We start from the raw sequence: 13388 nt of genomic DNA on the forward strand, positions 1-13388 counted from the left end.
CATCATGCAAACACTTGGTAATTTTATAAACGGTAATAACGTAGAAAGCCTGAGCGGACGAGTGGGGGCAGTTTATGACCCTGCCACCGGAGAACAGACTAAGCAAGTATGCCTATCCAGTGCACAAGAGACTGCACAAGCAATCACTGCTGCACATGATGCGCTGGCAGAATGGAGTGCGGTGACGCCGTTGAACCGTTCGCGCGTGATGTTTAAGTTCAAAGCACTGCTGGAAAAAAATAAAGATGAATTGGCAATGCTAATAACGTCAGAGCATGGAAAAGTTTTTTCGGATGCGCAGGGAGAGCTTACCAGAGGCATTGAAGTGGTGGAGTTTGCTTGTGGTATTCCGCATTTACTCAAAGGCGAGCAATCAATGAATGTTGGCCGTGGCGTGGACAGTTTTTCATTAATGCAGCCTGTGGGTGTATGCGCGGGTATTGCGCCCTTCAACTTCCCCGCGATGGTGCCGCTTTGGATGTTCCCAGTAGCGCTAGCGTGCGGTAATACGTTTGTGATGAAGCCTTCCGAAAAAGATCCTAGCGTGCCGTTAAAGCTGGCCGAGCTGTTGAAAGAGGCGGGCTTACCAGACGGTGTATTCAATGTCGTGAATGGCGATAAAGAATCTGTTGACGTGTTGCTCAGCGATCCTAGAGTGCAAGCTGTCAGCTTTGTGGGTTCTACGCCTATCGCTGAATATGTATACAAGACGGGGAGTGAGAATGGTAAACGCGTTCAGGCACTCGGTGGCGCGAAAAATCATATGGTAGTGATGCCAGATGCTGACCTTGATTTAGTAAGTGGTTCTTTAATGGGCGCTGCTTATGGCTCTGCAGGTGAACGCTGCATGGCGATTTCAGTGGCTGTATGTGTGGGCGACGAAGCTGCGGATGCACTGATAGAAAAGCTAGAAACGGAAATAGCGAATATGCGTGTTGGCGCTGGACATGGAGAAGGCGAGGAACCGCATATGGGACCTCTAATCAGCCGTCAGCATGCTGATAAGGTGCTGTCTTATATTGAGACAGGAATCAATGAGGGGGCGCGTTTGGTCAGCGATGGGCGAAACTTTACTGTGACTGGAAACGAGCAAGGTTATTTTGTGGGACCAACCCTATTTGATAATGTAAAGCCAGGCATGCGCGTGTATCAGGAGGAAATATTTGGCCCTGTACTCAGTATAGTGCGCGTAAATACCTTTGAGGAAGCGCTTGAACTTGTTAATGAACACGAATACGGAAATGGTACCTCGATATTTACGGCAAATGGCGAAGCTGCTCACATGTATACGCATCAGGTGCAAGTGGGTATGGTAGGCGTGAATGTACCCATTCCTGTGCCGATGGCTTTTCACAGTTTTGGTGGATGGAAACGCTCAATATTTGGCCCTTTAAATATGCATGGCCCAGATGGCGTTCGGTTCTACACTAAGATGAAGACGGTGACTGCTCGCTGGCCCAAGGGCCAACAAAATATCAATCATTACACTATGCCAACAATGAAATAGTGCTAGGGCTAAAGGCCCTTAATACCAGTCCGCATAGATAATTACCCACTCATCGAGAGTTAAAATGTTCGTAATCGCGGCGTGTTACCGCAGGTATAGTGGCTCTACATCAAGGTGACACAACAAAGAGTACGGACATTTTAAACTCGCCCTTCGGGAAGGTCTGGCAAGCTTCCTAGCTTCATTCTGGGAATTTGAAAGGGAGCAGCCATTCCTGCATTCCCACGCTTCGCTAGGAAACTTGCCAGCGCCTTCTGAGTGGGCACTTATCTATGCGGATTGGTATAACACGAAATTTTTAAAACGAAGGCATTCACTATGATGAATGCCTTTTGTTTTTATATTCTTTTAATTGACTGGGTGGGAATGTTGCAAAAAATATAATCAGGCTCGTTGCCATCAATTGGAAAAAAGTAAGTTATCGCTTACTTAAGCGAAGCAATAAGACCTGGTAGCGCTCTCATATCGCTGAACGAAAACACATTAGGTAAAGAAATAGGTTCGTTAAATGTGTTGTAGAAGAAGGTTTTCATTTTTGCTGCACTACCCGCCTTGATACCCGCCATGCTGTCTTCTATCACTACACATTCAGACGGCATTACCCCTAGCTTTTTCGCTACTCTTAAATAAATGTCTGGGCTTGGCTTGTACGCGCCGATGTCGTAGGCGCTGTAAATATGTGGGGTAAAGTAGTGGCGCAAGTGACAAAGCCCGAGCGCATGGTCTATTTTTTCTTTAGGGCCATTCGATACCACAGCCTTTTCGTAGTCTAGCTGCTCGAGGGCGTCTACAACTCCATCGATAGGTTTGAGGTTGGCTTCGAATAAATTGGCGACGCGAGCCCGGTAGTCTTCTAAAAAGTGTGCAGGAATAGTGATGTCATGTAACGTGGCAATGTCGTTGAGCACGTCCGACATCTTGCCGCCTCGATATTGTTTCATTAAGTCGTGAGCTTCAAGCTTGAGCCCCAAAGTCGCAAACTGCTGAGCTAAGCCAAGGTTGCACAGGTATTCGCTATCTACCAATGTGCCGTCACTATCAAAAAGCAAACACTTTATGGTCATGCTCATCGCCAAGACGGGTTGGGCGTAGACGACATTTGCAGGACAAGTTCTCCACCATTTGTGATTTCACTGTGTAGCAAATATGCGCGGTTTAAAGGTTCGCCATTGAGCGTAGCAGACTCCACAAAAACATTATCTGGTCCATTATCTAGGGTTTTGATCGTAAACTGTCTACCCGTATAGTATTCATTGTCTAGAGAAAGTGTGATTTCATCGAAAATAGGTGAGCCAATATAATATACAGGGTCCTGTTCTACGCCCCCTGTTAGCTGAAACAGGCCTATTTTCATGAGTACTGCCAGTGAGCCCATTAAACCCTGATCTTCATCACCATTGTAACCACGCTCAGGTGATAAATGGGAGTAAACAGCGTCGACAACCCGTCTTGACCATTTTTGTGTTTTCCAGGGAGCACCCGCTGCGCTAAATATAAACGCGGTTTGCATGCTTGGCTGATTTCCATAATTAATGGGGGAGCGGCGTAATGACTCAATGGTTTCATCTGCATGAGCAGTGCCTGATGTGAAGCCTTGCTTTTCGGCAACAAGAAAGTCGCGGTCTAGACGCTCGATTAATACCGCTTCCCCGCCCATCAATTCGGCTAACCCTTTAATGTCGTGGGGCACAAACCAGGTGCCTTGAGCGGGATTCGATTCAACAAAGCCATTTTCATATTGATAGGGGTCGAATGGGGTTTGCCACGTACCGTCTAAATTTCTAGGGCGCATAAAACCCGATTCAGGATCAAAAACATTGCGGTAGTTTTGGCTGCGTTTTAAAAAATATTGATAGTCGTGCTCTTTTCCTAGCGCGTTGGCAAATTGAGCCAGGGTAAAATCTTGATACGCATTTTCTAAAGTTTGGCCAGGCCCCCTTCTATGGTTGCCATAACTGCTTTCTTCTGGCGGCAGAGGGAATGGAATATAGCCTTTGTCGAGATAATGTCGCATACCACCACCCGTGTTGGTGTAGTGCTCATAACCCGCTTTGGCCATTATGCCTTTATCACTATGATTATGCATTAACCCGTTGTAAGCCGTTTCAACATCGAAGTCTCGTATGCCTTTCATGTAGTTGGAAACGATAAACGGCGTAGATGAGGCACCTGTCATGACGTAAGTGTAATTTCCACCTGATGGGCCTCGTGGAATCATCGAGCCATCTTTATAGTAGGTAAGCAAGCTGTTGGTGAAATCCGAGGCAACGCTTGGGTAAACAAGCGGCCACAACGTTGCAATGGTCCATTGTGCTCCCCAAAAAGAGTCAGAGTTGTGATGGTTAAATAGCGGGACACCCTTTTCATTGAGGGGAAGCTGTTTAATAACAGGGTCTATACCAGTTTGATCAACATATTGACCGTTGGCGTCAGAGATAATGCGTCTGCCTTGTAGTGCATGCCAAAGGTCGGTGTAAAAGCGGCGCTGTTGCTGCTCACTTCCGCCTTTTACGGTAATTTTTTCAAGCCATGTGTTCCACTCTGTGAGTGCGGCTTCTCTTGTTTTATCAAAGTGCCAAGTAGATAACTCTGCATCGATATTGGCTTTCGCATTCTCCACAGACACGTAGGAAATCCCCACTTTCATCAAAAGCGGTTTTGCATCATGACTAAGTTCAATGAGTAACCCTGCATTAAGCCCGTTAATGCCGCTAACGGCTGGGAATACATGTTCCCCTCTGTAGCTGTCTAATCGAGCAATGTCTTTATCGAATTCGGCATAGTAGTAAACTTTTGTAGGGCGAGTTCTGCGGTATGTCGGCAAGTTTGTTATGTAGCCAGCTACCGCATTAGACGCGACTTGGTTTGCCTCTGCGTGACCTAATTCTGATGGACCTAATTTGCCGCCTAAGTTAAATAATACCTGTTGTGGGGTGTTAGGCGAATAATGGTAGCGATGAAAACCTACCCGAGTTGTAGCGGTAAGTTCTACATCAATTTTGTAACGGTCTAATGAAAATTTATGGTAGCCGGGCTTTACAATTTCACTGTCATGAGAAAATGGAGAGTAATAGTCATTTTTAATTTCGGCCACAGGGCGAGTAGATGAGAGCGGCATAACGGATAGCCCGGATAGCTGCCACGCATGCACGTGGCTAATGCCTTTAATATCGTTAGAATGATATCGATAGCCACTTCCCCAAGCTCCGCCTATCTCGGTATCGGGGTTTAGGTTGACCATACCAAAAGGAAGTGATGCTGAGTCAAAAAAGAACCATCGGCTGTTAGCTGAATCGAGATAAGGGTAAACAAGGTCAACGGGTTGCTTACTGGACGCATAACTTAACGAAAGCGGCGTCAAAACACACGACATTGCTAGAAAACACGTCAACCAAAGATTCTTTTTCATCCTCAACTACCCCAAACTAAATCGTTATTTACGCCTTTATAACAAGATGCTGTACCAATTTCAAATTGGTTCGTCCAATTTTAGTCAGTGATGAATAAAATATACGCTTCGGAAACGTCGGCGAGATGTGACTGCATGGCTTTCTTTGCCGCATCGCTGTCGTAGCGAGAGAGGCTTTCAAGAATTTGCTTGTGCGCTTCGATATTAGGGTTGGAGCCTTTCTGGCGAATCTTGTCGTTAAATACACGGCTTATTTCCGACGATTCACGCAAAGACCATAACCATTCAACGGTGGTAATAATAGCGCTATTTCGCGTCGCCTGTGCAATAGTACGGTGAAACTTTCCGTCAAACTCCTCGGCTTCCTTTATCTTTCCAAGTGCGACCATGTCTTCCATTTGCTTAAGATAAGCTTTTAGTTTGAGTAGTTCCTCATTACTGATTCTTTGCGCTGCTAGCGCTGCCGCTTCGCCTTCAAATAAAGTTCGAGCCTCCATGATTTCAAGGGGACCTGGCGCATCTTCCATGACCAAACTTGTCTTTAAACTTTCTCGCTTTAATACGTAAACGCCTGAGCCTGGGCGAATTTCTACCAAACCGGATACCTCAAGAGCAATCAATGCTTCGCGTACGGTTTGGCGACTGACTTCGTACTCTTGTGCGAGTTCTCGTTCAGGAGAAAGGCGATCTCCTGGGCTCAAATTGTCATTGATGATGAGCTGTGCAAGTGAGTCTGCAACTTGGAGATAAAGGCGTTGACCGGTGCTCGAAGAACCAGAGTGTAGATTTTTTGGACTTATATGTTGCATATTGGACAGACCAAATGTTAACTTAATAAAAAAGGCTTGGCCAATTTAAGGCTTTGTGATTACAAATTCAAGGCTACATCTGTGTTTTACTCGACAGAGCACTGTTTACATAGGAATGAATATGAAGATTACCGACGCTAAAGTCATCGTCACCAGTCCCGGAAGAAATTTTGTAACGCTGAAAATTGTCACCGAAGACGGGACGTACGGTATAGGCGACGCCACACTAAATGGTCGAGAGCTTGCGGTGGCAAGTTATTTAGAAGATCACCTTGTTCCATGCCTTATTGGAAAAGACGCGAGACGCATTGAAGACATATGGCAGTTCTTTTACAGAGGTGCATATTGGCGTCGTGGTCCTGTAGGGATGACGGCTATTGCCGCTGTTGATGTGGCGTTATGGGATATAAAAGCAAAAGCTGCCAATATGCCGCTATATCAGTTATTAGGTGGCAGAAGTCGTGATGGCGTTATGGTTTATGGTCATGCAAACGGTAAAACGATAGACGATACGGTTGCCGAAGTCGGTAAGTACATCGATATGGGATATAAAGCCATTCGCGCTCAAACGGGGGTGCCCGGATTAGACAGTACATACGGCGTTTCAAAAGACAAAATGTACTATGAACCCGCAGATGCTGACCTGCCTACAGAAAACGTATGGTCCACGTCAAAATATTTAAATAGCGTACCTGAGCTTTTCAAAACACTGCGTGAAACTTATGGCTACGACTACCATTTACTGCATGATGCCCACCACAGATGCACACCAATAGAAGCTGCGCAACTTGGTAAATCTCTAGAGCCTTACAAACTATTCTGGTTAGAAGATGCGGTTCCAGCAGAACTGCAAGAAGGTTTCAGACTGTTCCGTCAGCATACAACCACACCTATTGCAGTAGGAGAGGTCTTTGCTTCTATTCACGACTGCCAACAGCTGATTAGTGAACAGCTTATCGATTATATCCGCACGACCATTGTGCATGGCGGAGGGATCACGCATTTACGCAGAATTGCGCATTTAGCGGAGCTCTATCATGTCAGGACGGGCTTCCACGGTGCAACTGATCTAAGCCCTATCACAATGGGCGCTGCACTTCACTTCGACACTTGGGTACCGAACTTTGGCATCCAAGAATATATGCGTCATACACCTGAGACCGACGAGGTATTTCCTCACGATTATCGCTTTGAAGGTGGATATTTAATAGCCGGTGAAACCCCTGGGCATGGTGTAGATATTGATGAGGAAAAAGCGGCGAAATACCCTTATAAACGCGCTTACTTGCCCGTAAACCGATTAGAAGATGGCTCAATGTATAACTGGTGAGGAACAGGGCATGATTGGCGTATTTGGAGAGGTAATGATAGAGCTACAGCCCTATGGAGAGGGTATGTTCAAGCGCGGCGTAGCGGGAGATACATTTAATACGGCCGTAATGTTATCAAGGTTAGGTACAAACGTGCGTTATTTCTCTGCACTTGGTGATGACGGATTTAGTGAAAGTATCCGTGTTGCATGCCGTCATCATGGCCTAGCTCAGTGTTCAATGATAAGTATTCCCGGCGAATCACCAGGAATGTATGCCATCGAGAACGACAATCATGGTGAGCGAACTTTCACCTACTGGCGCAGTAATTCAGCGGCAAAGCAATGCTTTACTAGTGTCAAACTTTTTACCTCACTGATGGAGAAAGCGGAAAACTGCACAGCCTTTTATTGGTCAGGGATAACCCTGTCTTTGATGAGCGAAGAAGTGTTGCACTGTTGGTTAGCTTTTCTTGCACGACAGCGCGCTAAAGGCAAACTAGTGTTCTTTGATACGAACTACAGAGCGAACCTTTGGCGGCGTCGAGATGATGTAGTGAATGCCTATCAGCAAGCCATCGCAAAAGCAGATTACTTCCTTCCCAGCGACGAAGACTTAAAAACAATTTTCAAGTTTTCAAACACCGCAATGTTAGAGCAATTCTGCGCTGCGTTGCCTTGCATCACATTAATGTCTGCCAAGCGTAAAGCGTGCTATTGGGTGAAGGGGGAGTTCAATACACTCCCATTGGATTTCAGTGACACCATGGTAGACGCTACGGGAGCGGGAGATGCCTTCAGCGGCGGATTTATCTCAGGTATTTCTCAGAACATGAGCATAGAACAAGCCATTAAAAGAGCACATGCCTGTGCGAGTAAAGTGGTTCAATTTAAAGGAGCCATTCTTCCAGAGAGCCAGTGGGATAAATTATCGATACCGTCGGCGGCCAACGATGCTTAGTTCGTCGCGCACACTTAATGAAAAAACAACAAACCAATGCCAATCCCTACAACGACAAACCAATTAGGACATTTGACTATGCCCATTTCTTCATTTGAAAACCCCTACAGCAAAGCTTTTTTAGAGCAACATTGCAAAGACATTTATCGGTTTTATGACTCACGTGTTGTTGATCAAGAAGGCGGGTATTTTCAGAATTATTTGGACAATGGTGAGGTATTTAATCCTCAGTTCAAACATTTAGTAAGTAGTGCGCGAATTATCGTTAATTATGCCCGTGGCTACAGCTTACTTAGCGAAAAGCAATACGCAGAATTCGCTATTCACGGCCTTACCTTCCTTGAAAAGGTGCATTGGAGAGAAGACAAGCAAGGTTATGCGTGGACGCTTCAAGGAAATGAGCCCCTTGATATGACCCAGCAAAACTACGGTTATGCGTTCGTTTTATTGGCCTATGCCGCAATTCACAAGGCCAAAATCAAAGACACGAAAGAAGACATAAAGCGAGTATTCGATTTGATGGAAGCTCGGTTCTGGCAACCTGATTTTGAGTTGTATGCAGATGAAATTAGCGCGGATGGAGTACTGTCGCCTTATCGAGGTCAAAACGCCAATATGCATGCATGTGAGGCGATGATATCTGCGTTTGAAGCAACCGGTGACACTGTTTATTTTTCTAAAGCAAAATGCATAGCCGAAAATATAACCGCACGACAGGCTGATCAAACGCGCGGTCTCGTATGGGAGCATTACACGCCAACATTTCAAACTGATTGGGATTACAACCGTGATGATCCAAAAAATTTATATCGACCTTGGGGGTTTCAGCCTGGCCATCAAACCGAGTGGGCGAAATTACTAGTGTCGTTATATCGAATAGAACCTAATACTACGTGGTTGACGCGTGCACAGTTTCTCTTTGATTCTGCTTATAAGGTTGCTTGGGATAATGAGTACGGTGGGTTGATTTATGGTTTCGATGACGAAGGAAACTGGTGTGACGACGACAAATATTTCTGGGTTCAGGCTGAAAGTTTCGCCGCTGCTGCTCTGCTTTACCAAGAAACGAAGGAAGCGCAATATTTAGACGCCTATAAAAAACTTTGGGCTTACAGTTGGGAACACTTTGTCGACCATCAATACGGCGCGTGGTTTAGGTTGCTAAGTCGCAATAACGCCAAAGTTTCTGATGAAAAGAGTAGTGCGGGTGCAAAATGTGACTACCACACGCTCGGTGCCTGTTTTGACGTATTAATGAAACTGTAAAAAAGGATTATCTATGAACCCTACACCTGAAGTGGTAGCGCTCAACACTAAGCATGAACCCAATACAATGAAATTTGCCTTTTTTGCTATGACTGCCCTGTTTTTCATTTGGGGGTTTATTACGGCCTTAAACGATATTTTACTGCCTTATTTAAAGGACGCTTTTGCATTAAGCTTTTTACAAGCAGCGCTTGTACAGTTCTGCTTTTTTGGTGCTTATTTTATTGTTTCGCCCTTAGCTGGTCGACTTATTGACAAAACGGGATATCAAAGAGGCATTATTTACGGTTTGGGCATTATTGCCGTTGGATGTTGTCTCTTCTTTCCTGCGGCATCTTTATCAAGGTATGGAATTTTCCTCTTCGCCTTGTTCGTATTAGCTGCAGGCATCACTGTTTTACAAGTATCAGCTAATCCATATGTCGCTGCTTTAGGGCCAGAAAAAACCGCGGCCAGCCGCCTAAATTTTGCGCAAGCAATTAATTCACTAGGCCATACTGCTGCTCCCGCCTTTGGTGCGATCCTCATTCTTGCGTCTGCCTCAAATGAAAATTCAGCAGAAGCAGTGCAGCAGCCTTATTTAATAATTGCGGGGGTGCTGGTTGTTGTCGCCTTTATATTTGCCAAATTGCGCTTGCCAATACTTCATGAAAGCAGTGGCGCTAGCCAAACGACAAAGCGCTTTTCTATGAACGCTTTTCCCCATTTAAAATACGGTGTACTCGCCATATTTTTGTACGTCGGCGCAGAAGTTGCGGTGGGTAGCTATTTGGTAAACTTTTTTCTACAGCTTGGCATAGAGGGAATGGATAACGTAAGTGCAGGTGCCATGGTGTCTTATTACTGGGGTGCTGCTATGGTTGGTCGCTTTTTTGGGGCATTCATTATGCGATTTGTTGCTCCCCCAATCATTCTTGCTTTAAACGCGTTACTTGCCGTCGCCATGATATCTCTGTCGGTATCTAGTAGCGGCGAGATGGCGATGTGGACGATTCTTTCTGTAGGTCTTTTTAATTCTATTATGTTTCCTACCATATTTGCGCTGGCCATTTCTGGGCTAGGAGAACATACCGGTAAAGCGTCTGGCTACTTATGCCAAGGTATAGTGGGAGGGGCAATACTGCCGCTTATTCAAGGTGTTGCTGCTGATGCCCTTTCGTTACAGCTGAGCTTTTTGGTACCTGCACTGTGTTACGTTTATATAGCTTGGTATGCGCTAGTGGGCTCAAAGAAAATGGATAAGCGGTAGCTAGGCGCCTTAACGCTGAAAGCAGAATAACCCGAGAAGATAGGCTCGAATGCTCAGTATTTAAGAGAGTGAAGCCAGCCTATCTTTTTCATGGTAAAGCAGTATAACGTCTGTTTTTAACCAACGAAGGTTTTAGTTGATTGCCGGATCACAAGCTCGCAGTCGTAAAGCTGGTTCACAAATGCTTCTTCGCTCGGCCCGATAGGTTTTTTCTGCAATCTTCGGATTAGGATAGAAGCTGCAGTATAACCAATGGAGTTGAGAGGTTGGCGCATCGTCGTGATGTTCGGCCATACCTTTGTCGTTATCGATATGTCGTCAATACCAGCAATCGAAAGCTCTTCAGGTACCTTTATTCCCCGACTTTGTGCTTCACACAATGCTCCAACTGCCATTTCGTCATTACTTGCGAAAATTACCGTCGGCCGAGGTGTTTTATTCAATAGCGTCATCGCTGCATCAACACCTGATTGATGGGTGTAATAGCCTTGGGCAATTAACGATTCATCGACAGGAATGCCGGCTTTCGCATGTGCATCTCGGAAGCCTTTCTCGGTTCTTTTACTCGATGCTTGATCTGGGTGCCCCAAGATAAAGCCTATATGCCGGTGTTTGAGCTTTATAAGGTATTCAGTCATATCAAAAGCAGCTTTAGCCGTATTCGAGCCAACAAAATCACCGCGCTTTGTATCTTTTGGTCCGATGCGAACGTAGCTGACCCCCTTGCTGTCAAGCATATCAAGAAGCTCGATTTTATCGCTGAGCGGAGGTACAAGAATAAGGCCATCAGCCAGCGTATTTTCAACGAAGGTTTGTATTTCTTCTACCAATGAGGGCGAGCGGTATTGGCAATCATAGAGAAATAGTCCCATGTGCTCTTCGGTGCAGGCTTGCAGGATTCCCTTCTGCAAGTTCATTAAATAACCAGGACTTGGGTTGTCAGCGAGAAGCGCGATAAACAAAGACCTGTTTTTAGCAAGGGCCATCCCGAGAGGATTGCGCTTAAAACCAAGCTCCTCTATAGCTGTTTGCACTTTTTCTTTTGTTTGTGGTCTCACGTTAGCTTCATTATTAATAACACGTGAAACCGTCTTTTTTGACACACCAGCTTTGCGTGCTACATCCATAATTGTTACAGAAGCCATAATTTACACAACCTTTTCTGTACTTTGACAAGACAATATAAATCATCACTATAATGCAACCAACAGTATTTATGATAGAAGCCGAAATAAGCTACAGTGTTGATGTAAAATTCTGAGTACTGCCTTCTTTATTCTAGACATAATCGTCCTTTTACTTTTATAAACCTGTTTGACACCGGTGTCAAACAGGTTTATAACTTATCTCCTGAAAGGGCCATCAAGTGGATAAAGTAGTTATCTAATATCGGAGTCGATTATTGAACGATGATGCGCTTTTTGATCAATTAACGATAAGCAATGGAGTACAAATTGATGGCGTCGCAGTTGCACCTTCATCCAGATAGACTCTTTTCCTCTAATCCAGTGGAACGAGATATTGCAAGGACACTTTATAACGATGTGAAGGACTTACCTATCGTTAGTCCTCATGGTCATACAGACCCTGCTTGGTTTGCACTAAATGAGCCGTTCGCCAACCCAACTGATTTACTCATTAAACCTGATCATTATGTTTATAGAATGCTCTACAGCCAAGGCATTCGCTTAGACGAGCTAGGAATTTGGCGAAAAGATGGAAGTTGCTCTGATGTTGATCCTCGAGAAGTGTGGCGAACCTTTGCTAAATACTTTTATTTATTTAAAGGAACGCCATCTAGCTTTTGGCTTAACTATGTATTTGTAAACACCTTTGGTATTGAGGTGAAATTAGATGAATCGACCGCTGACCATTATTACGACATTATAAATAATGCGCTAAAACGTCCCGAATTCCTTCCAAGAGCATTATTCGAGCAATATAATATTGAAGTTATAGCGACGACTGAATGTGCAACCGATGAACTTTCTTACCACCAACAAATTCTGGACTCAGGTTGGAAAGGTAAAGTAATCAGTGCATTTAGACCTGATGCCGTTATTGACCCTGAGCATGAAAAATTCGCAACAAAATTAGCAAAACTTAGTGCACTAACAGACTTAGATTGCACAGATTACGATAATTATCTAGCAGCACTGCGCCAACGACGTGCTTTCTTCAAAACGATGGGCGTTACCTCTACCGACCACGGCCATCCCACCGCAGCAACAGCTGACCTTTCTCACAGCGAGGCCAAAACGCTATTTGCCAAAGTACAAAGCAGTCACTTTACTGCCGATGAGGCTGAGCTTTTTAGGGCGCACATGCTTACCGTGATGGCTGAAATGTCTATTGAAGACGGTTTGGTTATGCAAATCCATCCCGGTGCTTACAGGAATCACAACAAGTCTGTGTTTGAAGTATATGGTAGAGATAAAGGCGCGGATGTTCCTTCTCCCACTGAATATATTCAAGCCCTCAAACCTTTATTAGATAAGTTTGGCAACAATCCAAATTTAAACATTATCTTGTTCACCTTAGATGAAACTGTATACAGCAGAGAATTAGCGCCGCTCGCAGGGCATTATCCTTGCCTGAAGCTGGGGCCTTCATGGTGGTTTCACGATAGCCCTGAAGGGATGATTCGCTTCAGAAGACAAACCACAGAAACCGCTGGGTTTTACAATACGGTAGGGTTCAATGACGATACCCGTGCGTTTTTATCTATTCCTGCTCGTCATGATCTTGCTCGTAGAATGGACTGTGTATATCTCGCGGAATTGGTAGCGCGTCACTATATCGATATGGATGAAGCCCATGGGCTTGCCAAAGACTTGGCATATAACTTGGCTAAACGTGCTTACAACTTATAGGTAGT

The 13388-nt window shown here is 44.9% G+C and carries 11 protein-coding genes; 6 read left to right on the forward strand and 5 right to left on the reverse strand.

The window, feature by feature from the left end:
• Positions 1–4 precede the first annotated feature (4 nt).
• Positions 5–1507, forward strand: a complete 1503-nt coding sequence (locus tag C6Y39_RS17540; protein ID WP_105932512.1) for a CoA-acylating methylmalonate-semialdehyde dehydrogenase — start codon at positions 5–7, stop codon at positions 1505–1507.
• A gap of 140 nt (positions 1508–1647) precedes the next feature.
• On the opposite strand, the gene C6Y39_RS19005 is transcribed toward C6Y39_RS17540, so the two are convergent.
• From C6Y39_RS19005 to C6Y39_RS17555, 4 genes are all read right to left on the reverse strand, one after another.
• A complete protein-coding gene (locus C6Y39_RS19005; protein ID WP_276309306.1) occupies positions 1648–1773 on the reverse strand; it encodes a hypothetical protein in 126 nt (41 codons plus the stop codon).
• Positions 1774–1932: 159 nt separating this feature from the next.
• Entirely contained in the window at positions 1933–2571 is a 639-nt protein-coding gene (locus tag C6Y39_RS17545) for an HAD-IA family hydrolase (RefSeq protein ID WP_105932716.1), read from the reverse strand.
• 2 nt (positions 2572–2573) lie between these two features.
• Positions 2574–4916 carry a GH92 family glycosyl hydrolase gene (locus C6Y39_RS17550; protein ID WP_105932513.1) on the reverse strand — a complete coding sequence of 781 codons (2343 nt, stop codon included), beginning with the start codon at positions 4914–4916 and terminating at the stop codon, positions 2574–2576.
• Positions 4917–4996: 80 nt separating this feature from the next.
• Positions 4997–5725, reverse strand: a complete 729-nt coding sequence (locus C6Y39_RS17555; protein WP_105932514.1) for a FadR/GntR family transcriptional regulator — start codon at positions 5723–5725, stop codon at positions 4997–4999.
• Between the two features lie 121 nt (positions 5726–5846).
• Between C6Y39_RS17555 and manD the strand changes: the two genes are divergently transcribed.
• The 4 genes from manD (at position 5847) to C6Y39_RS17575 (ending at position 10510) form a co-directional block, all read left to right on the forward strand.
• Positions 5847–7055, forward strand: a complete 1209-nt coding sequence (manD, locus tag C6Y39_RS17560; RefSeq protein WP_105932515.1) for a D-mannonate dehydratase ManD — start codon at positions 5847–5849, stop codon at positions 7053–7055.
• Between the two features lie 10 nt (positions 7056–7065).
• Positions 7066–7995, forward strand: coding sequence for a sugar kinase (locus tag C6Y39_RS17565; RefSeq protein ID WP_167390681.1), 930 nt, complete (start codon positions 7066–7068; stop codon positions 7993–7995).
• A gap of 78 nt (positions 7996–8073) precedes the next feature.
• A complete protein-coding gene (locus C6Y39_RS17570) occupies positions 8074–9261 on the forward strand; it encodes an AGE family epimerase/isomerase (RefSeq protein WP_105932517.1) in 1188 nt (395 codons plus the stop codon).
• Between the two features lie 13 nt (positions 9262–9274).
• Entirely contained in the window at positions 9275–10510 is a 1236-nt protein-coding gene (locus C6Y39_RS17575) for a sugar MFS transporter (RefSeq protein WP_240618926.1), read from the forward strand.
• A 116-nt stretch (positions 10511–10626) separates the two neighbouring features.
• Here the strand turns inward: C6Y39_RS17575 and C6Y39_RS17580 are convergent, their stop codons facing one another.
• Positions 10627–11655: a LacI family DNA-binding transcriptional regulator gene (locus C6Y39_RS17580; protein ID WP_105932518.1), complete on the reverse strand. Its 1029-nt coding sequence runs from the start codon at positions 11653–11655 to the stop codon at positions 10627–10629.
• A gap of 297 nt (positions 11656–11952) precedes the next feature.
• On the opposite strand from C6Y39_RS17580, the gene uxaC reads away from it, so the two are divergent.
• Complete coding sequence (gene uxaC / locus C6Y39_RS17585; protein ID WP_240618927.1) at positions 11953–13383, forward strand: glucuronate isomerase; 1431 nt, start codon at positions 11953–11955, stop codon at positions 13381–13383.
• Positions 13384–13388 lie beyond the last annotated feature (5 nt).

Source organism: Alteromonas gracilis (genome assembly GCF_002993325.1).
GTDB lineage: Bacteria > Pseudomonadota > Gammaproteobacteria > Enterobacterales > Alteromonadaceae > Alteromonas > Alteromonas gracilis.

Excerpts from the sequence above, each read along its gene's own strand:
- manD (WP_105932515.1), top strand. The coding sequence starts at position 5,847 with ATGAAGATTACCGACGCTAAAGTCATCGTCACCAGTCCCGGAAGAAAT.
- C6Y39_RS17550 (WP_105932513.1), bottom strand. The coding sequence starts at position 4,916 with ATGAAAAAGAATCTTTGGTTGACGTGTTTTCTAGCAATGTCGTGTGTT.
- C6Y39_RS17565 (WP_167390681.1), top strand. The coding sequence starts at position 7,066 with ATGATTGGCGTATTTGGAGAGGTAATGATAGAGCTACAGCCCTATGGA.
- uxaC (WP_240618927.1), top strand. The coding sequence starts at position 11,953 with ATGGAGTACAAATTGATGGCGTCGCAGTTGCACCTTCATCCAGATAGA.
- C6Y39_RS17545 (WP_105932716.1), bottom strand. The coding sequence starts at position 2,571 with ATGACCATAAAGTGTTTGCTTTTTGATAGTGACGGCACATTGGTAGAT.
- C6Y39_RS17540 (WP_105932512.1), top strand. The coding sequence starts at position 5 with ATGCAAACACTTGGTAATTTTATAAACGGTAATAACGTAGAAAGCCTG.
- C6Y39_RS17570 (WP_105932517.1), top strand. The coding sequence starts at position 8,074 with ATGCCCATTTCTTCATTTGAAAACCCCTACAGCAAAGCTTTTTTAGAG.
- C6Y39_RS17580 (WP_105932518.1), bottom strand. The coding sequence starts at position 11,655 with ATGGCTTCTGTAACAATTATGGATGTAGCACGCAAAGCTGGTGTGTCA.
- C6Y39_RS17575 (WP_240618926.1), top strand. The coding sequence starts at position 9,275 with ATGAACCCTACACCTGAAGTGGTAGCGCTCAACACTAAGCATGAACCC.
- C6Y39_RS17555 (WP_105932514.1), bottom strand. The coding sequence starts at position 5,725 with ATGCAACATATAAGTCCAAAAAATCTACACTCTGGTTCTTCGAGCACC.